The sequence below is a fragment of the Aquisphaera insulae genome (genome assembly GCF_011064615.1).
Classification (GTDB): Bacteria; Planctomycetota; Planctomycetia; order Isosphaerales; family Isosphaeraceae; genus Aquisphaera; species Aquisphaera insulae.
Genome location: NZ_JAALJH010000001.1, coordinates 141,671 through 162,397 on the forward strand (window position 1 = coordinate 141,671; position 20,727 = coordinate 162,397).

The window sequence follows — 20,727 nt, forward strand, 5'->3', positions numbered from 1 at the left end:
CGCTCCGCCGCGCCGATCCGATCACGCTCCGCTTCCTCGCCTCGCCCCGCCCGGGGCGGTTCCTCGCAGATCGTCCAGGTCGCGATCCTGGCTCGCAACCGGCGGCGGTATCCGGCAAGGCCCAGGATCCCGACCAGCTCGTCGATCTCTCCGAGTTGCCTGGCCCGCTCGATCGCGTCCAGCAGGACCGCCCGTGCGGCCGTCTTCGAGAGCCATCGAGGCCCCCCCTCGGCCTGGCGGCGTACCAGCCTGGGGAGATCTCCCCAGCAGAGGATGCGAGGCCGGGAATCGGTCCCGTCAGCTCGTTGCCGGCGCGCCAGCGAGTATTCCAGGCGGTCCCGAGCCAGGGGCGTGGGGACGATCCAGAGGGAGGGGATATCCGCGCCGGATTCCGTCAGGATCCGTTCCCAGATCGCGGCCGACGGCGGTCCGGTCCAGAGTCTTAGCGGCGCCGGCATCGGGCGATCCTCCGGAGACCGCGGAGAGGGCCAGGACCAGCGATCCCAGGCCGATCAGGTATACAGAAAAATACCACAACCTGCCGCCGCGGACAACTCGGATCAGCCAGAGGATGGCGAAGTAGCCGACGATCCCGGCGAGGACGGTGGCGGCCAGAGTCTGGGCGATCCGGTCCGGAGTCAGGCCGAGGGCCGAGGGGTCCTTGAGGGCGTCCTTGAGCTCGAAGACCGCCGCGCCGCAGATGGCGGGCACCGCGATGAGCAGGCTGAACCCGACCGACCACGACCGGGTCAGCCCCAGGAGGAGGGCCGCCGCGATGGTCATGCCGCTCCGGCTCACGCCCGGCAAGGGTGCGGCCGTCTGGGCGATGCCGATCAGGAGCGCATCCAGCCAGGTCATGGTTGTCGCGTCCTTGCTGCCGTCCCGAGATCGCATCCGCCAGCTCACGACCAGGAGCGCGGCCGCCGTGATGAGGAAGCCCACGCCGGCGGCCGTCGTGCTCTGGAATGCCTCTTCGAGCTTCTTCTTGAAGATCAGGGCGAAGGGCACCAGCGGCGAGGTGGCCACGCCCGCGAGCAGACCCACGCGGAGGACGGCCCCGCGGTCGAAGCCCGGCCGCACGTCCTTCGCGTCCAGCAGCAATCCGCGGGCCCCCTCGAGGATCTCCCGCCGGTAGTGGAAGAGGATCGCGCAGAGCGTCCCGACGTGGAGCATGATGTCGAAGAAGAGGTCTTCCTTGCCGCTCCGCCGGTGCCCCGTCAGCCAGGCGAACCCTTGCTGCGTGATCGCCAGGTGGCCGTCGCTGGAGACGGGGAGGAACTCGGTGACGCCCTGGATGAGCCCCAGGAGCAGGGATTCGAGCCATTCGATCACGGGGATTTCCTCACGGCCTGGCCGCGCAGGGCGGGCATCGCCCCGGAGAGATAGCTGGCCCCGCTGTAGATCGTGAGGCCGACGGCCAGCCAGGTGATCACGTCGCGAGTCCGAAGGAGCCAGTCGGGCGGGTTCGACAGGGCCAGCGCCAGCAGCGCCGCGCCGATGGAGAAACACTGGGCTGTGGTCTTGAGCTTGCCGGCCATCTTGGCGCCGAACGGCTGCCCCTGGCCTTCCAGGAGGCTGCGCAGGCCCTGGATCAGGAGCTCGCGCACGACGATGGCGGTGACCATCCACGGATAGACGCCGGTGCGATCGGTCATGGCGGCCAGGTAGATGTAGCAGCCGGAAACGATCACCTTGTCGATCAGCGGGTCGAGCTGGCGGCCGATCGGCGTATCCTGGTGAAGGAGGCGCGCGAAGTAGCCGTCCAGCCAATCGCTGAATGCGGCCAGGATGAAGACCACGAGTGCCGCGGCATAGAGCTCGCTACCCATGAGGGCGAAGACGACCATCGAGAGCACCAGGCGCCCGACGGACAGGCTATTGGGGACGTTCCAGAACCGGGGTCGGCGAGCCGGCGGATAAGGGACTGTCGCCGTGGCGTCGGCATCTTCGCGATTGCTGCTCATCCCATCCCGTCCAGAATCGTCAGAGAGCTCGAGGCTGGCCGTTTGCGGGGCCGAGGTCGAGGGCGCTTGCGCCGGGGGGGAGCCGGGGCCAACGGGCTGGCGATGAGGTCATGCCCGCGGGTGTCCAAGATTTCGCACGGGACGATGTCTCCGGGGCGAAAATCCGGGCCGACCAGCAAGGTCAGTCCATCCACGTCCGGGGCATCCGCGTAGGTCCGCCCGAGCCACCCCTCCCCCTCGGGGATCCCCCCCGCGCCGGCCGGAGCCGGGGAGTCGATCAGGACGTCAAGCGTCCGGCCGATGAGGGTGCGATTGAACGCCTCGGCGATGGGCTGCTGGACGGCCATGATCCGTGCCTGGCGTTCCTGCTTCACGGCCTCTTCCAGGTGATTCGGCAGCTTGGCGGCCGGCGTGTCCGGCTCGAAGGAATAGGCGAAGGCGCCGAGCCGCTCGAACCGAGTCGCCTCGACGAACTCGAGGAGCTCCTTGAATTCGGCCTCGGTCTCGCCCGGGAAGCCGACGATCAGCGTCGTCCGGAGCACCAGTCCGGGCATCGTCGCCCGCAGACGCCGAATGATCGCCTCGGTCTCCGCCCGGGTATGCCGCCGGTTCATCATCCGGAGCATCCGGTCGTTGATGTGCTGGAGCGGCATGTCCAGGTAGGGGATGATTCGCTTCGCCGACCCGAGGACCTCGTAGAGCTCCTCGGTGAAATAATTCGGGTAGTTGTAGAGGATCCGGATCCAGTCCAGTTCCTCGACTTTGTCCAGCTCCCTCAGCAGCTCGGCGAGCCGCGGCTTGCCGTAGAGGTCGACGCCGTAATACGTCATATCCTGGGCGACCAGGATCAGCTCACGGACGCCGTCGGCGGCAAGCTCCCGGGCCTCGGCGACGACCTCCTCGATGGGCTTGGTGACGTGCTTGCCCCGCATGTAGGGGATCGCGCAGAAGGTGCAGAGGCGGTCGCAGCCCTCGGAGACCTTCAGGTAGGCGAAATGCCGCGGCGTGATCCGGAGCCTGGCGCGGTCCTCCTGGGCCCGGACGGGCGCCGGTCGGAACAGGGATCGCTGCTCTTCCAGGCCGCCGAGGATCCGCCGCGAGACCTTCGCGATCTCCTCCCGGCCGAAGACGCCGACGACCTGGTCGACCTCCGGGAATTCCTCCAGCAGCACGTCCTTCTGCCGTTCGGCGAGGCAGCCGGCGACCACGACTCCCTTCACCCCGCCGGCACGCTTGCGCTCCAGAAGCTCCTCGATGACCTCGCAGGACTCCTGCCGGGCCGCATCGATGAACCCGCACGTATTGACGATCACGAGGTCCGACGGCTGGCCTTCCGGCACGAGCGCGAACCCGTCCTTCGCCAGGAGTCCGAGCATCCGCTCGGAATCCACGAGGTTCTTGGAGCATCCCAGGCTGACGAAGGAGACCGTCGCCTTTCGATCTGATGGTGGATTCATAGGGTCCGCTGAAGAGGGTAACTGTCAATTCGTGGACGCGGCGGTTGGAAGGACTGGACCGTTGCCATGATCCTCACTGACAGTTCGTGCCACGCCTCGGGCTGACCGTCGGCGGCGAGCGAGCAAGCCCTCGCCGAAGACCTGCCGACCTGGATCATCTCGGAATGCCTGATCTCGAAAGCTGTCCGCTCGCCATGTGAATCGGATACGGTCGGAACGGCGCCGCGGCGTTGGACTGCGCCGGGGTGCGAGCCGAGTGCATCGACTTCCCCATGAATCGTCGCCGAGGACTGAGGTCTCTGCTCCTCGAAGCATCGATTCCGAATTCAGGAATTCAGGATAGAGGCCCCGGGCTCGGAGCGTCAAGCAAGCCGGAAACTCTTCGCCCGTTCCACGAACCTTCGGAAGCCTTGCCCCATCCCGGTGATTCATGATATTCTAGCCTCCGTGACGAATCTCTGCATTCGGCACCTCCTGCGCCCGTAGCTCAACGGATAGAGTCGCGGACTTCGAATCCGAAGGTTGTAGGTTCGAATCCTACCGGGCGCGCTTTCGTCCCCTCCCTTCCCCTCCTGCCCATCGACAGATCCGAATCCTCTTCCCTTCCCGCCCCGAAACCGCCATTTCCGGCTTAGCTTCAACCGGACTGGCCGTCGGTCCGATGCTAATCTAGAGCGAGATCGCACTCAGCGGCAAACGGGGCAATCTGCGCTGAATGCGGAATCCTGGACACCTCCGGCGATGCTTGCCGTTTCGGTCGAGCGTTGCCGGGGCCTCGGGAATCGAGATCATGGATGATCCCGGGCGTGACGGAGCCGAACCGATGAGCGAGATCGAGCGACAGGGGGAGTTGCGGGCGCGCGGGACCGACGGTCGGTCGAACCGGGCTCGACTTCGACGCCCCCGAGTCGATCGTCGTCTCGGCGCCAGGCCGATCGAGATCCTCGAGGATCGTCGGCTGCTCGCCGTGTTCACGGGCTTCAGTCACGTACGCCACGTCCCCACCCGCACCGGCGTCTTCTCGATCTCGATCGACGGTCCGGGCGTCGTGAAGACGGTGCCGGCCGGCAAGGGGGTCTTCAGCATCAAGGTGCTCGGAACGTCGGCGGATTCGAGCCTCGATATCAGCCTGGTCCGCCCGCGCTTCCACCTGTCCACCGGCCTCATGCCGGTCCGCAACATCGAGATCCGCTCCGGCGTCATCGGCTCGATCAAGGCCGAGGCCGTCGACCTCGAGGGTGCGGTCACGCCGCTGACCTCCTCGGTGGATACGCTGGCCTTCGGCGCGCTGGGGCGGGCGGCCCAGATCGAGATCGGGGGCGATGTCGGGACGCTGAACCTCGGGACGATCGATCTCGGCCCGACCGGACGCGTCATCATCGCCGGAGATGCCAACGGGGCGTCCAAGAGCAAATCGTCGGACACCGCCAGCCCCGCGATGACCGTACAGATCGTTCGGATCGACGGCGGCCGATTCGTCATCGGCAGGGACTCCGCCGCGCAGATCGAGGTGAACGGGGATGTGACCCTGATGCATAACGGCCTCTTCTCGATCGGCCGCGATCAGCTTGCCCCGCTCAAAATCGGGGGGACGATGACTCTCGACACCGGAGGAGTCCTGTCGGTCGGCCGGAATCTAACCGCGTTGAACGTGAACGGCGACCTTCTCGTGAATCCGACCGGCAGCGGCGTTCAGGTGGGCGGCGACCTCGGCATTGACCTGACCGGCCTGACCGTCAATGGGATCTTTCGCGGGCAGGGCTCGCCGTCGGCCGTGGACCTGGGCGTCGGCCTCAACCTGAATGGCCTACTGGTCAAGGGCGGGACGGCGAACCAGGGTGGCGTCCAGGGCGCCAACATCAATGTGGGGAAGAACCTCAACAATCTCGACGTCCCCCACGGCATCTTCAACAGCTACATCACGGCGGGGGTGTCCATCAACAACACCACCGTGGGGGCCGACGGCGTCATCGCCATCTATAACTCGGAGATCGATGCGACGAGCAGCATCAACCGCTTCACGGTCGACGGCGACGTCAAGTCGGGGTTCCCCACCGGCGGGACGACCGGATATCCGACGAGGATCATCGCCGGCAAGAGCCGGGCGCCGCAGGCCGGGGCCACGCCCAACCAGGGGCTCTACGTGGCCAACGGGTCGATCAACAACCTGGCGATCCATGGCACCCTGATCGACGCGGTCCTGGCGGCGAGCGTGGCCCCGTACGGCGGCGACGGCTCGCTACCCCCTTCCGTCCCCTACGGCGGCACGGAGCGGACCTCCGGCTCGCCCCCCGCCGGTTTCAGCAACTTCAACGCGCCGGGCGGCCTGACCGACCTGGGCGGCGGCATTGCGACCAAGAACTATTCGATCCGCTCCCTGATCGGCGGCGTCCTCCTGCCGACGGCCGTCTGGGACACGGCCACCGATCCCGACATCCACGCCAACGTCCTGGCCAACGGCACGATCACCGCGACCGTCACCGGAGGCGTCGTGTCGACGACTCACGGGGACAGCTACGACTACGCGGGCGTGTTCGCGGTCAACACCTTGGGAGTCGATGGCGGGGCTGTCCCGCTCGGTTCGAGCGGGAGCTGACTAGCGAATCTCGGTCGCGGTGGGGCCCGGTCGTTTGTGCAGAAAGCGGACGAGGTCCGTCAGCTCGGCGGGACGAAGCGTGACGGCTTGCTTCGTGACGGCGGCATGAGCGGCGGCGACGGCTCCCGTCGGTTCGAGCACGGACGCGATGATCCGGGCTCGCTCGCCGCGGGCAGGGTGATTGGTCAGGTCGGTTTTTCCGGGCCCGGGTTCAGCACCCTTGCCGTCGATCGAATGGCACGACGCACAGCCGAGACCGCGATTCTCGAAGAAGAGGACCGAACCCTTGCGGGAATCGCCGGCCTGGCGGAGGGCGATACGGGTCAGGAAGCCGACGCGACCCGATCGCTCGTCCTCGCGGGCGGAAGTCCGGCCGACCTCGGGATCGCGGGGTGCGGCAAGGGCCTTCAGCGCCTCTGCCCCGGCGCGTCGTAGCGCGGGGTCGGATGACGACTCCGCTTCCTTGTACAGGGCCAGGGCCCGGGGATCCGGCATCCGGCAGAGGGCTCGGATCGCCTGCGGCCGGAGCTCGGCCGCGGGATCGGCCGCGGTCTTCAGCAGGGACGGGATGGCCTCCCGCAGGTGGAGTGCGGCGGCGGAGAGCATCGCGGCCTCGCGGACCTCGCTCGCCGGATCGTCGAGGCGGGCAAGGACGGCGGGTGCCAGGCCCGCCGCGGCCGGATCCTTGACGTTCAGGCTGAGCAGGGCGGCGGCCCGCACCGCCGGGGCTGGATGCTCGAAGAAGGCGGGAATCTCGTTCAGCGGCAAGGCACCGTCACGGGTCAGCGACGGCAGCACCCGTGCGATCAGCGTGGGCGGCGTGTCCGGGGCATAGACCAGGCCGAGGCGGGCGCGAAAGGCGTCCGGGAGTCTGACTCCGGCCAGACCGTCGATTGCCGCCGATCGGACGGGCTCCGCCTCCTTCGGATCGGCCGCCAGACGGGCCAGGACCTTGGCGCTGTCCGGCGTCCGGTCCTGGGAGGCAATCGCCTCGACGATCGCGGCGCGGTTGTTGGAGTCCTTCTCCACGACGAGGGCCTGGCGAAGGCTCGCCAGGCCGGCCGGGCCGACCTCCCCGAGGGCGAGGATCGACGACAGCCGGACGGAGGTCTCGGGATCGACGAGCCCGCGCCGGAGGCCGGCGACGATCCGGCCCATCCCCTGTTCGTCCCATGGCTCCGTCTTCCTCGGCAGCTTGCCGGCGAGCGGGTCGGGGCCCCACCACGAGCCGTCCCAGGGGGCCGGCCTGCGATACTGGGCGGCCAGGTCGGCGATGATCTGGCCGCGGACCTGCGGTTCGGGCGTGCGTTCGAGCGCCGCCGCCAGGGCCTGGACGGCCGGCACGGACCATGATTCATCCGCCAGCGTGAGGGCGTTCTCGCGTCGCCGAGGGTCGAGGAGCGCCTCGGTCAGTTCGGCCGTCTCCGGATATCCGAGCCGACGGATGGCGACCCGGATGGACCAGGCCGCGAACCGATCCGGGTCGCCGACCGCGGCGACCAGGGGCGACATCGCCGACCGGTCGCCGATCCGGCCGAGGGCAATGGCAGCCTCGCGGCGGACCGCCGGATCACGGTGCGATAGCTGGCCGATGAGGGCCGGAGTGACATCCTTGCGAGCCTGATTCCCGCACGATCGCGCAGCCTGGATGCGGACGAGCGGCGAAGGATCCGCGATCGCCCCGGCGATGGCCGCCCCGGCCTCGCACCGATCGATCGCATCGAGGGCCCAGATGGCCTCGATCCGGCCCTGTTCGGCCCCGCCGGCCCGCAATCGATCCACGAGCGCGGGGATGGCCGTTGCGCCTTCGCGAGCGAGCGCCCTGGAGGCGGCCCTGCGGACGGAGACGGCGGGGTGATCGAGGGCACGTATTCGCGAGGTCGTGTCGTTGAGCGCCGGCCTGGGACCGGGGTGCACGGCGTCGGCGGCGGTATAGGTCAGGCGATGGATCCGGCCGGATTCCTCGGCAATCCAGAACCCGTCTCCCTCGGCGGTGGTGGCCAGGGCGATGGGACGGAAGTCGTCAAGCAAACCCTTGGTGGCGACCGAGGTCCGTTGCCTGAGGACGAAGGAGCCGCCGGCCTTGCGGATCTCGTCCCTGAGGACGCACTGGCGGACGGGGTCGGCGAAGAAGAGGTTACCGCGGAATCGCTCCGGCAGGCCGTCCTCGGCATAGCACACGCCCTGGTTCCCCGCCCCCCCGGGCTCGCCGGAGATGGGGCGGAGGCAGCGAAATGAGGCGGCCAGAAACTGGTACGGATAGCCGAAGTGCCCCCCGGAGACGTGATGCGTGAGCGACGCCGGCCAGCGGCCGCGAAGGTCGGCCGGGCCGAGCGTCAACACGTCTCCTTCCGGCGTGATGACGAGCGAGCGGGGCCGATATTCGCCCGTCGAGACGACCTCGAGGTGGGTGCCGTCCGGACGGACGCGAACGACTCCACCTCCCCGGAGCTGGATCACCCGACCGTCCTTGCCGACCGCCCGGGGTATCCCTCGGTCGCCGATCGCGATGTAGAGGTATCCATCCGGGCCGGAACGGACGGCCGACGGACCGTGCCCGGTCTCGGCGTCGGGCGCAAGGCCAGTCAGCAGGTCCGCGCGCGTCTCGGCCCGCGCATCGCCGTCGACATCCCCGAGGAGGCTGAGCGTGGAGCCGTGGACCACGATGAGCGTGTCGTCCACCCATTCGAGGCCGTGAACCGGGCCGAGGCCCTCGGCAAAGAGTTGAATGCGACCGTCGCGAAGCAGGGAGACCGAGCCACGGCCCTCGAGCGATCGACCCAGCGTCAGGGCACCGACCGGAGCCGTTGCGATCGTGGTCAGCTTCGGCCTCGCGGGATTCTTGGCGTGGGTGGGATCGGGCTTGAGGGGCTGCTCGTCGATGACCCAGCCGTCCGCGGCCTGGGGACGATCCACGATCGAAGCCCGATCGGCCGGCAAGGTTGCGGAGGCCATCGCGAAGGCCAGGATGAAAAGCAAGGTCTGCCTCCTTCCCTGGAGAAGTCGCCGAAGGGATCGTGGGCCCCCGGTGCTGGGCTGGCCACGAGGCCGGCGTTCGATCAGAATGAGGTCTGATCGTCGAATCCGGCCGGCGGATACACGCCTTCTTCATTCTGAAGGTCCGCATCTTATCGGCCGGGTCGATTTCCCTCAACGCGAAGCGCACGCACGCAGGAGACGCCGACGTGTCGTCCCCCCTTGCCCCGATCTCCACGACCACGGACGCCCAGGTTCCTCGTGTCGCGGCCCCCGCGATCCCGCCCAAGAACCCGTCCTATCCGCCCCGCACCCATTACGGCGAGAAGCCCACCCTCGTCGCGGCGTTGAAGTCGTGGGACGAGAAAATCGCGGGTGTCGCCCGGAAGCTCGCGACCCTCAAGGCCGACCAGCCGAACCGCCTGACCTTCGAGCGTGCCTACCATCAGATGCTCGGCGCCCGGGACCAGATGGCCGACGCCATCCGCCGGATGCCCCTGGAGGCCGCGGCCCTCTACCACGAGGACCAGGAGCGCCTGAAGAACGCCGAGGCCGCCCTGGTGCGGCTCATGGCTCGTTGGGATACCGGAGGGCGTTGATCCCGCCGGCTCGATCAGGCGCCCGCCGCCACGACGGGCCGACCGCCGCCCGACACATGCTGAAGGGCCTCCATGGCGATCCGCTTGAGGGCCCGGAGGTCGAGCTTTCCGGTGCCGAGCATCGGGAGCGTGTCGACCTTGACGAACTGATCACGCCGGGGGATGAAGAGATTCGGCAGCCCGCTCGACTTCAGCCCCTCGAGCGCCCGGCTGACCGTCTCATCGGTGGTCGTGTACAGGACGGCCAGGCGGTCGCCATTGCGACCATCGGGGACCGCCGTCACGGCGAAGACCGGATCGTTGGTGCCGACGGCCTCGTTGAGGGCGTCCTCGACTCGTCCATGGGGCACCATCTCTCCCCCGATCTTCGAGAATCGGGAGAGCCGGCCGGTGATCGTCAGGAAGCCATCGACATCGAGCTTGCCGAGGTCGCCCGAGACATACCAGCCGTCGCCCAGGGCCTTGCGGGTCAGGTCCGCTCGGTTGAGATAGCCCGACATCACGTTGGGCCCGCGGACCAGGACCATGCCCTCGACATCCGGCGGCAAGGCCGGGATCGAACCGATCCCCGCGAGGTCCTCCCGATCGGCGATCTGATCGGCGGCGACGATCCGGACGGCCACCCCGGGGAGCGGCTGGCCGACGGTCCCACGCCTGGCTCCGGGCTGATAGAACCCGGGGGCCCGGAAATCCAGCGCGTTGACCGCGATGACCGGCGAGCACTCCGTCGCCCCGTATCCTTCCAGCGGACGGAGCCCGAAGGTCTCCTCGAACGCCCGTGCGGTGGAATCCGGCAGCTTGTCGGCGCCGGAGACCACGATCCGCAGCGACCCGAATTGCCCCGGGGAGCATCGTCGCGTGTAGATGTGCAGGAAGGCCGGCGTGGCGAAGAGGACCGTCGCCCGGAACTTCTCGACGAGAATCCCCACGACGTCGGCTTCCTGGGGCTTGACGTGGCAGACGAGCCCCATGCCCCGGCAGGCGCCCAACCACAGGAGCATGTAGCCGAACGAATGGAAGAGGGGCAACACGTCGATGATCCGGTCCGTCGCGTGGATCTGGAAGGCCTGGCCGATGGCCTCGACGTTCGAGTCGATGTTGAAGTGGGAGAGGACGACGCCCTTGGGATCTCCCTCGCTCCCGCTGCTGAAGATGATCGCGGCCGGATCGTCGATCGAGGCGTGGCGGACGGCCCCGACGGCCGTTTCCAGCAGTCGGATCGGCGCGAGCAGGGCGAGTGCCAGCGCCGCCAGCCGGTCCACGGTCCGGATGAGCGGCCGGAGGTCTTCGAGCCAGATGACGTCCACGCCTTCCGGCAGCGGGAGCCCGGCCTTCTGCACGAAGGCGCGGCTGGTCAGCAGGGTCTCAAGCCCCGCCTGCTCGGCCGCGGAGGACATGGCGGCGGCCCCGGCCGTGAAATTCAGGTTGACGACGACGCGGCCCGAGATCGTCGCCGCGAGGTTGGCGATGATCCCGACCACGCTGGTCGGCAGGAGGATTCCGACGGTGACCTGATCCCCCCACGTCGGGCGGAGCGCGCGAGCCAGCGCGACGGCTCCGGTCAGCAGCTTGAGGAATGAGGTCTCGGGCGTCATCGGATCGACGGCGGCGAGTCGCATCGGATGTCGGCGGGCCCGGCGGATGAACCCGTGATGGAGCGGGTGCCGGTCCTCGCGGCGGAACTCCCAGGCTCGCTCGGACATCTCGACGATCGCGCCGCGGATCGCCTCGACGCCCGCCGTCGAGGGGAGCGGCTCTCCGAAGGAGATCGTGATCGGCAGCGGGATCCGCTCGGGGATCCATCGCGTGCTCAAGGGGTTGAACAGACTCGAATTGGCGCGATCGATGTGCACCGGGATGATCGGCACGTCACGACCCTTGACGATCCGCTCCATGCCGCGCTGGAAGGGGAGGGTCATCCCGGTCCGCGTGATCTGACCTTCGGGGAAGATGCAGACGATCTCGCCCGCATCGAGGGCGCGACCGGCGGTGCGGAAGGCCTCGAGGATCTGCCTGGGGCCGCCGCTCGAGCTGATCGGGATCGCTTTCATGACGCGGAGGAAGCGCCCCAGGAGCGGCCTCTTGAAATAGTCCCCGAAGACGACGAAGCGGATGGGGCGATCCGTCGACGCGATCAGGAAGAGGCCGTCGACGAACGAGACGTGGTTCGGGGTCAAGAGCGCCGGACCTTGCTCCGGGACGTGGTTGCCGCCGACGATCCGCAGGCGGTAGAGCGTCCCGGCCAGGAGGACCAGGATGAACCGAAAGAAGGCGTCCGGGATCAGCCAGAGTGCCCAGATGGTCCCGGCGGCCAGGCCGACCGCGGCCCCCAGGAACGTCCCCTGGGGTGAGACCCCCCACCTGGCCAGCAGCATCGCCGCGACCGTGCCGACGAGCATCCCGATGCACGCGAGGACGTTCGAGACGGCGATGATCGCCCCGCGAGACTGGCCGGGTGCTCGCCACTGGATCAGGGCATTGAGGGGCACGAAGACCAGCCCCGCACACGCGCCCAGGAGCGCCAGGATGAGCAGGGTGCCGGGGAAGCCCGGGCCGAGGAGGCCGAAGGCCAGGGCGGAAAGGGTCAGTCCGATCGCCCCCAGGGGGATGAGGCCGTATTCCACCTTGGATCGGGACAGCCGGCTGACGGCCAGCGACCCGAGGCCGATTCCGATCCCGAGCGCCGCGAGCGGCAGCCCGTTCCACTTGTCGTCCAGCCCGAGCACGCGCTTCGAATAGGAGAGGATCGGGGCGGGCACCATGCTGGCCACCGACCAGACGATCACCTGCCCCGCCACCGCGAGCTTCAGGATCCGATCGCCCCTCAGGGCTCGCCAGCCGATCCGAAGCGTCTCCATCTCGCCGGACGTGGCGCCCGCCGCGGGGACCCGGGGGATCCCCATCGCCGCCGCCAGTCCGGCGATCGAGACCACGGTCAATCCGAGACCCGCCAGCCAGGGTTGATGTCGGAGTCCGTCGAGGATCACGCCACCGGCCACGGTCCCGGCGATGATCGACAGGTTCGACCACATCTCGAGCACCCCGTTGCCCGCAGCGAGCTCCTCGTGCGGGAGCAGCTCCGGGAGGATTCCGTACTTGGATGGGCCGAAGAGCGCCGCCTGAATCCCCAGGGCGAAGAGCACGCCCAGGGCGAAGGTTCCTCCGGCGGGGTTACGCCAGAGCGCGTACGTCCCCAGGATCATGATCCCGACCTCGAGGGCCTTCGTCCCGAGGATCACCGATCGCTTGCTGAAGCGGTCCGCGAGCGCGCCGCCGACGAGGTAAAAGAGGATGAGGGGGAGCAGCAGCATCGCCTGGACCTTCGCCGCGCTCTCCTGGCCCGCGGTGTCGCTGGCCGCCGCCCCGACGGCGAGGAGGGCCACGATCGTCTTCCATGCATTGTCATTGAAGGCACCCAGTGCCTGGGCAATTAACAACGGAAGCAACGGGCGCCCCTCGCGGCGAGGGGTGCCGGGGTGGACCTCGGCGATCATGGATGGCTCACTCCTCGTTCAACCGGCTCGAAGGATCGGGCGCCCCAGGAGGGTTGGGGCACGACCGACTGGCTCGTAGCATGTACCGCCCGTGCAAAGGGGGCAAGCCCGGATCGGGTCGTCCGTCGACGCTCAATCTTGCGTGCCCCACGGAACCCGATCGCGCCGACCGGCCCCGTGTCCGGGATGAGTCGTCGCAAGGTGCCGCACTCTACTTGATGTAGAACCGCTGCGGCGGAATGCCAGTCGATCTGTCGGAAGCGAGGGAGGAGGCAAGGCGGGATGGAGAGGAGAAGGTCCCCGCGACCGCCGCAAGGGCGATCGCGGGGACCTCGACGGGGGATAGCGGCATCAGCCGAAGAAGATGCCTCCGACGACGCTGTTGACGCCCGACGTCCTCGTGATCACGAAGCGGACGTGGCCGGAGACGTTCCAGGTCAGATAGGTGCCCCCCTTGAAGGAGGAGGCGGTCCGGCTGTCGAGGATGTTCCCGGTCGCCACATCGACGACCTGGATCTGCTCGGCGCGGCCGTTGGCGTCCCAGTCCAGGAGGTAAAGGGAGACGGAGTGCGACTGGCCGTCGGTGATATTGACATCGAGGGCAAAGCTGGTCGGACTATACCAGGTCGAAGCCATCCGCCTGCCCGTGGTCGATCCCGGGACGGTCAACGCCCGCGTGTCCGTGGTGCTGGAGGCCCAGGTGTACAGGTAAGTACTCTGGGGGGTAACGGTGGCGTAGGACGGGAGCGACGTGGTCCCGGCCGGGATGACATACCCGTCGGCCCCGTAATTTCCCTGCCAGTTGCCCTGCACCGTGGTGTTGGTCGAGGTGAAGCTCGCCGTGGCGGTCGTCCGGATCAGACCGTCGAAGAAGATCCCACCCACGACGCCGTTGCCTCCGGCCGTTGCCGTGATCAGGAAGTTGACGTGGCCGGAGATGTTCCAGGTCATGTAGGTGCCCCCCTTGAATGAGGAGGCACTCCGGGTGTCGAGTACGGTTCCGGTCGTGGCGTCGATGACCTGGATCTGCTCGGCGCGGCCCCTGGAGTCCCAGTCCAGCAGGTACAGGGAGACCGGGTGCGACTTGCCGTCGGTGATCTTGACGTCGAGCCCGAAGGTACCGATGTTGTACCAGGTCGAGGCCATTCGAGTGCCGGTGGTCGAGCCCGGGTTGGTCAGCGCCCGGGTGTCGGTGGTGCTGGACGCCCAGGTGTACAGTAACGCGTTGAAGGGCGAAACGGTGGCGTATGAGGGGAGAGAGGTGGACCCGCCGGGGATGGAATAGCCATTGTCACCGTAATTCCCCTGCCAGTTGCCCTGCACCGTGGTGTTGCTCGAAGAGAAGCTCGCCGTGGCGGCGTCCCGAACCGCAGCATCGAAGAACAAACCACCGACGACGCCATCGATACCCGCCGTGCACGTGATCATGAAGCGGACGTGGCCGGAGACGTTCCAGGTCAGGTAGGAGCCCCCGCTGAAGGAAGCGGCGGTCCGGGTGTCGAGTATGGTTCCGGTCGTGGCGTCGATGACCTGGATCTGCTCGGCGCGGCCCTGGGAGTCCCAGTCCAGCAGGTAGAGGGAGACGGGGTGCGACTCGCCATCGGTGATGGTGACGTCGAGCCCGAAGCTGGTCGGGCTATACCAGGAAGAGGCCATCCTGGAGCTGGTCGTCGTTCCGGGCACCGACAGGGCCCGGACGTCCGTGGTGCTGGTCGCCCAGGCGTACACGGAAGAATTCAACGGCGTGACCTTCGCGTAAGCGGGCACCGAGCTGGAGCCGCCCGGGATCACATACCCGTCGGCCCCGTAATTGCCCTGCCAGTTGCCCTGCACCGTGGTATTGGTCGAGGTGAAGCTCGCCGTGGCGGGCTTGTCGGCGTTGGAGCCGAAGAAGACCGCGTTCACGACTCCGTTGGCTCCCGCCCTCCTGCTGACGACGAACCGAACCGCGCCCGAGACGTTCCAGGTCAGGTACTTCCCACCGTAGAACGACGAGAGGCTTTGCGTGTCGAGGACGGCCCCGGTGTAGCCGTCGACCACCTGGATCTGCTCGGCGCGGCCGTTGGCGTCCCAGTCCACGCCGTAGAGCGAGATGGCATGAGTCTGCCCGTCCGTGATGTTCACGTTGATGCTGAAGGTCGTGGGGCTGTACCAGGTGGCGGCAAGCCTGGCGTTCGTGGTCGAGCCCGGGACGGAGAGCCCCCGCGGGTCGGCGGTATTGGATGCATAGGTGTAAATAAAGGAGCCCGTCGTGGTCACCGTGGCGTAGGACGGGATGGAGGCGGGACCGTTGGCGAGCACGTAGCCGTCGCGTCCGACGACGCCCTGCCAGTTGCCCTGGGCCGTGCTATTGGTCGAGACGAGGCTCGCCGAGGAGGCAGGGGGTGCGTTGATGCCGAAGAAGAGCCCGCTGACGACGGCGCTGGTGCCGGTGGAGCGCGAGACCACGATCCGCACGGGCCCCGAGACGTTCCAACTCAGGTAGGCACCCCCGTTGAACGCGGAGACCGAGGCGGTATCCAGGACGGCCCCCGTCCTGGCGTCGGTCACCTGGATCTGCTGCCATCTCGCCTTGGTATCCCAGTCCAGGAAGTAGAGCGAGAGTGCGTGGGTCTTGCCGTCCTTGATGTTGACGTCGAAGGTCAATTTGCTCCCGCTCCATGCGGAGGCGAGCCTGGCGCCGACGGTCGTGTTCGCCGCGGTGAGGGCCCGAACGTCCGACGTGCTGGATGCCCAGGTCAGGGGGCTCCCCCCCGTGACCGACACGGAGGCGTAGGCGGGTAAGGACGACCCTCCGTTGGGGATGAGGTAGCCTTCCGTGCCGTAGATGGCCTTCCAGTTCCCCTGGTTGAGGGTATCGGTGAGGGTTCGCGTGGCCGCGGCGGGCTGGGGGGGATTGTAGCCGAAGAGGACGCCGCTGACCGTGGCGTTCACGCCGGCCGTCCTGGTGACGATGAAGCGGACCGCGCCGGAGACATTCCAGGTCAGGTAACTGCCGCCCCCGTACGCGGAGACGGACCGGAGGTCGAGGGTCGCGCCGGTCGCGGGATCGACCGCCTGGACCTTCTCGGCGCGGCCATTGTTGTCCCAGTCGAGGAAGTAGAGGGAGACGGCGTGCGACTGGCCGTCGGTGATCTTGACGTCGATGCTGAAGGTCGTGGGGTTGTACCAGGTGGAGGCCATCCTGGTCCCGCTCGTCGAGCCGGTGGAGGCGAGGGCCCTGGAATCCGAGGTGTTGGTCGACCAGACGTACTGGAGGGCGTTCGAGGTGGTCACCGACGCATAGGACGGGACTGAAGACGGGCCGCCGGGGATGACATAGCCGTCACCGCCGTAGGTCCCCTGCCAGTTGCCGCTGGTGGCGACGTTGTTGCCGAGGAATCGAAACGGCATCGAGACCCCGAGCGCGGCGCTCACGATGGCCAGGTCGTCGGCGTTGACGATCCCGTCATGGTTGAAATCGCCCTGGCTCCACCAGGCGCCCTGGCGGCCCATGTTCGCCTTGACGATCGCCAGGTCTGCCGTCGTGACGGTGCCGTCGTAGTCGGCGTCCCCGGGGGGGAGGATGTAGCTCATCGCCGCGTCCCAGCGGTGGCTGCCCGGATCGTTGACGTATTCCTTCAGCCCCCAGAAGTCCCCGGACACCCCGTAATAGGTCAGCGGCATCGAGGTCTGACTGCTCCAGGCCTGGAGCAGCTTCTTCATCACGTCGTACATCCTGGGATCGGTCTCGACGGTGTTGAAGAGGGCGGTGGCGGTGCTGCCGCTGAAATAGCCGTTGAAGCCCGCCTCGTACGACATGAGCGGCAGGTTGTAACTGGCGGCGATGGAGGCGTTCTTGGCGAGGATGGGGATGACGTACGAGTCCATCGAGTTGTAAATCGAGGCGATGTACGCGTCCGGCGACATGCCGGTCGGCGAGTCCCCCGGGCTGACCGTGACGTAGGGGGCGACGGCGAGCCCGACGATGTACTTGCTCGGGTCGCCGTAATTGGCCTTGAGGAAGCTGAGCATGGTCTCGTTGTATTCGGTGACGGTGTAGAACCCCGCGAGGACCGGCTTGACCCTCGCGGCGTCGGCACCGAACGCCGACCGGAATGCGTCGCCGATCTTCTTGACCATGAACGCCGACTGCTGGGCCACCGCCAGCGTTGAATTACCCTGGGTGACCAGGGGGTTCGATTTCGAGGCGGCCAGGACCTGGTTGTACTCCGAGAAGGCGGTGTTCCACGTCTCGTTGCTGTATTCCACGTAGACGTTCAGGGACGGGTCGAGCTGGCTCTTGAGGAGGCTCGCGAGGTTGGCGATGTAATCGTCGGTCGCCATCGCCGGGACGTTGATCCACATGTCCTTGTGAGTAAGATTGCACAGCTCGATCATCAATTCATAGGGAATGCCATTGACGGTCGTGTTGAGGAACGCGTCGGGCTGGACGCGGCCCGCCCAGGTCGACAGCGTGCTGTTGGTGCCCCCGTCCATCTCGACGAAGCGCAGGTACGAGAAGGGCTGGAGGGTCTTCAGGTAAGCATCGGTGAAGTCCTGGGTGGGGGCCGTGCCGTAGCCGGGCTGGATGATCCGGAGGTCGCCGAAGGGGTTGCTGGGGTCCTGGCCGGAGGCCGTGACGAAGAGCTGCTTGGTGGCCGTGGTGTCGACGGTTATGGCCCCGTGGTAGAGCCCGTCGGCCCCGAGCGTGAACGGCGTCGACAGCTTGGCGGCCCCGGAGAACTCGAGCGTCGCCTTGCCGGAATAGCTCACCGGGAAGACGCCGTTGGAGATGCCCTGGAGGATCACGGTGGTGATGGCCGGCGAGAGCGGGTAGCCCTTGGGAGTGAGGTTCGTCACCAGGGTCGAGGGGTTAGAGAGGTTCTGCCAGGCGCCGAGCGAATGGCGGATATCGACCCAGACGTTGTCCGCCCACCAGTTCGGCTGCCCTTTCAGGTTCACTCCCATCGTGCTCATCACCAGGCGCGGTTCCATCACGTCGAGTGCAGGCCGGAACCTGCGAGCGGATCGTCGCTTCATCGGGGGTGCTCCCGCATGGATTGAACATCATCGTCGAACGGGCCCCGAGGCCCGCGCGCAACACCGAAGAGGGGGTCGAGGCCAGTGGCGTTGTCCCGCTAGGGTCGCAGGCTTACCTGGATGCGATGCGAACGCACGCGGGGTACGTCAACGTGAGAGCCACACAGCCTTGCGTGCAAACTTGGCGTCAATAAGTTATGCGAACATACTCAGATATGACGCATGGCCGACGATTCTATAGTGGGCGGCGTCGCGGCTTCAAGGGATTTTCCCGCGGCCGGCAAGAATATCGATTCATTCATGTCAACTTCCGTCGATGCCCCGCTCATGGCGTGGCGATGCCCGCGGGCGGGGGCTCGGCACGGGGGCGGCCCGCTGCCTACAATGGGGGAGCCACATTCGAGGCCGGGGGTGGTCGCCCCGCCCCGGCCGGCGGCTCGTGGGGCGGCACGCCCCTCGCCCTCGCGATCGACCGACGCTGGCCGCCCGGTCGATTTTTCCTGGAACTCGCCGGCTAAGGGATGCGTCCAAGGACATGATGACCGGGCGCCACGACGATCAGGCCCTCGTACAAGCATGCCGCGGAGGAGACACCGAGGCGTTCGGGATCCTCGTGCGTCGCTACCAAGATCGGCTCTACCCGACGCTGGTCCGCCTGACGGGCTCGCCGGAGAATGCCCAGGATGTCCTCCAGGACGCATTCATCCGAGCCTTCGAAAAGCTCGACCAGTTCCACGGCGAAAGTTCCTTCTATACTTGGATTTACCGGATCTCGATCAACCTGGCGCTGAGCGCCCGGCGGAGGCGTCGGCGGGGGAAGGACCGGGTCGAGGCGATCCCCCTCTCGCCGGTCGTCGACCCGGTCGACGATTCGCCGGGGACCGACCCCGGCTTCGCGCTCGAGCATCGCGAACGGGAGGCGCTCGTGGAGGCAGCCTTGAAGGCCCTGGCCCCGGATCATCGCGCGGTCGTGGTCCTCAAGGACTTCGATGGCCGCCGTTACGAGGAGATCGCCGACCTCCTCGACATCCCGGTCGGTACCGTCAGGAGCCGCCTCCACCGGGCGCGCTGCGAACTGCGAGAGCGGCTCCGCCCGCTCGTCGAGGAACAGGCGGCAGCCGCCCCCGGGCTGGCCGACGTCGGCGGACCGGCGCGGGCCGGCGCGAGTCCCTCCCCGTCGGCCCGTCGTGATGGGGGATGATCCGAGGACGTCCACTTGATCCTTGATGAACCACGGCGATCGAATCGGAGTCCAGGTGAACGAAATGATGTCCCTGCCGGACCTCGTCGGCCGACGGCCGCCAAACCCTCAACCCATGGCCCGATCATGCTGAGCCGAGTCGATGAAGAACTCCTGAGCGCCTACCTGGACGGCGAGCTCCGAGATGAGGACGCCCGCAGGGTTGAGACGGCGATCGCCGACGACCACCGCCTCGCGGAGGCGCTCCGAGAGCTCCGCGCCGTCTCCGACCTCGTCGCCGAACTCCCCAGGACTCCCTCCCCGGACATCTCCGCCCCGGTCCTCGCGAGTCTCCGCGGACGAGCCGGCGACCGACGGTGGTGGCGGGGCCGGCGGGGCGCGTGGGTCGCCACGGGGGTTGCGGCCTCGACGGCCGCGTCGTTGCTGGTCGCCGCGCTGGTTCACGGGCCGGCCCCTTGGAGGCGCCAGATGCGACCGATCCCGGCGGGCATCGAGGCCGCTTCCATCGCCCCCGCGGGCGGTCCGCCCACGATCCCCGCGCCGATCTCGGCGGCTCCGATCGCGAAGGCCCTCCCATCCGCGCGATCCGGCGAGGCCGTGGCTCGGGCCGTGCCGGCCCTCGAGTCTCCACTCGACCGCGAAAGGCTGCGATCGGTCATGGATGACCTGAGCCTGCGGCGTGTCTTCCTCATCACCGATCGGATCGGCGGAGAGGCCGAGGCCCGCGTCGAGTCCCTGGTGGAGCAATCCTCGCGGCGTGACTACTTCAAGGTCACGATCTCCCAGGGGATCGTCATCGACCCCCTCCACCCCGGCGAGGCCGTCGTCTTCGCGGTGGTCCTCGACGAGGTCGAGCTCGACCCCCTGCGTCGCGGCCTCGAGGGCGAATTCGGGGCGGCGATGAAGGATGCCGAAATCGGGCCCTCGTTGGCCATGCACATCGCGGATGTCGGACAGGTCGTCTGCCTGCCCGCGCGGGGTGCGGGGGTGATTTCCTTCCCGACGGCCTCGATGTCCCTCCGGACCCCGGGGGACCTCCAGCCGACTCCGGAGCAGGAACGCAGCTCCCCCGCGGCCGATCGTCGCAAGGCGGGTGCCCCGGCCTCGCCGATCCCGCCCATCGCCGACGGCCCTCCGCTCGACGACCACCCCAGCGTCGTGCTCGTCTGGATCGAGCGGCCCGGGGAGGGATGACGGCATCCGGCCGGCCGTCCCGCCCCCGTGGGAGGCGGTCCAGCCCCGCCGCCCTACCCGGCGGCCGGTCGTCACTTTCTCCGCCGTGTTCGTCACGGCCTCGAGAATTGCGGTAAGATTAGTGGCCGCCCAGGCAGGCCGACCGGGCGCCCGAGTCGGGGCCGTCCACGGCCTCGGCCGGCCGGCGAGCCCGGCCCATCGATTCACACCGTGCGCGGACCCAT

Annotated in this window: 10 protein-coding genes and 1 tRNA gene; 5 read left to right on the plus strand and 6 right to left on the minus strand. The window is 67.9% G+C overall.

The genetic code is table 11. From position 1 onward, the window contains the following. Window positions 1–297: 297 nt before the first annotated feature. Genes G6O54_RS00500 through rimO form a run of 3 tightly spaced genes read right to left on the minus strand, consistent with a single transcriptional unit; the run spans window position 298 to window position 3,421 of the window. On the minus strand, window positions 298–1,332 hold the full coding sequence (locus G6O54_RS00500) for an undecaprenyl-diphosphate phosphatase (RefSeq protein ID WP_250846635.1): 1,035 nt from the start codon (window positions 1,330–1,332) through the stop codon (window positions 298–300). Continuing rightward, window positions 1,329–1,964, minus strand: a complete 636-nt coding sequence (gene pgsA / locus G6O54_RS00505) for a CDP-diacylglycerol--glycerol-3-phosphate 3-phosphatidyltransferase (RefSeq protein ID WP_165219135.1) — start codon at window positions 1,962–1,964, stop codon at window positions 1,329–1,331. Before pgsA ends, G6O54_RS00500 begins: the two co-directional genes overlap by 4 nt. Further along, window positions 1,961–3,421, minus strand: a complete 1,461-nt coding sequence (gene rimO / locus G6O54_RS00510) for a 30S ribosomal protein S12 methylthiotransferase RimO (RefSeq protein ID WP_165219137.1) — start codon at window positions 3,419–3,421, stop codon at window positions 1,961–1,963. Before rimO ends, pgsA begins: the two co-directional genes overlap by 4 nt. A gap of 476 nt (window positions 3,422–3,897) precedes the next feature. Here rimO and G6O54_RS00515 point away from each other — a divergent pair. Continuing rightward, a tRNA-Arg gene (locus G6O54_RS00515) sits at window positions 3,898–3,970 on the plus strand. A 274-nt stretch (window positions 3,971–4,244) separates the two neighbouring features. Further along, window positions 4,245–6,017, plus strand: coding sequence for an autotransporter outer membrane beta-barrel domain-containing protein (locus G6O54_RS00520; RefSeq protein ID WP_165219139.1), 1,773 nt, complete (start codon window positions 4,245–4,247; stop codon window positions 6,015–6,017). Here G6O54_RS00520 and G6O54_RS00525 read toward each other — a convergent pair whose 3' ends face one another. Continuing rightward, window positions 6,018–8,996, minus strand: coding sequence for a HEAT repeat domain-containing protein (locus tag G6O54_RS00525; protein WP_165219141.1), 2,979 nt, complete (start codon window positions 8,994–8,996; stop codon window positions 6,018–6,020). A gap of 206 nt (window positions 8,997–9,202) precedes the next feature. Here G6O54_RS00525 and G6O54_RS00530 point away from each other — a divergent pair, with 206 nt between their 5' ends. Then, complete coding sequence (locus tag G6O54_RS00530; RefSeq protein WP_165219143.1) at window positions 9,203–9,592, plus strand: hypothetical protein; 390 nt, start codon at window positions 9,203–9,205, stop codon at window positions 9,590–9,592. 14 nt (window positions 9,593–9,606) lie between these two features. Here the strand turns inward: G6O54_RS00530 and G6O54_RS00535 are convergent, their stop codons facing one another. Continuing rightward, entirely contained in the window at window positions 9,607–13,086 is a 3,480-nt protein-coding gene (locus G6O54_RS00535) for an MFS transporter (RefSeq protein WP_165219145.1), read from the minus strand. A 351-nt stretch (window positions 13,087–13,437) separates the two neighbouring features. Then, the gene (locus tag G6O54_RS00540; protein WP_165219147.1) at window positions 13,438–18,108 is read right to left on the minus strand and encodes a dockerin type I domain-containing protein; all 4,671 of its coding nucleotides are present in this window, start codon (window positions 18,106–18,108) and stop codon (window positions 13,438–13,440) included. A gap of 613 nt (window positions 18,109–18,721) precedes the next feature. Here G6O54_RS00540 and G6O54_RS00545 point away from each other — a divergent pair. Beyond that, window positions 18,722–19,309, plus strand: a complete 588-nt coding sequence (locus G6O54_RS00545) for a sigma-70 family RNA polymerase sigma factor (protein WP_250846637.1) — start codon at window positions 18,722–18,724, stop codon at window positions 19,307–19,309. A gap of 126 nt (window positions 19,310–19,435) precedes the next feature. Continuing rightward, window positions 19,436–20,503, plus strand: coding sequence for an anti-sigma factor family protein (locus G6O54_RS00550; RefSeq protein ID WP_165219149.1), 1,068 nt, complete (start codon window positions 19,436–19,438; stop codon window positions 20,501–20,503). Window positions 20,504–20,727: the final 224 nt, after the last annotated feature.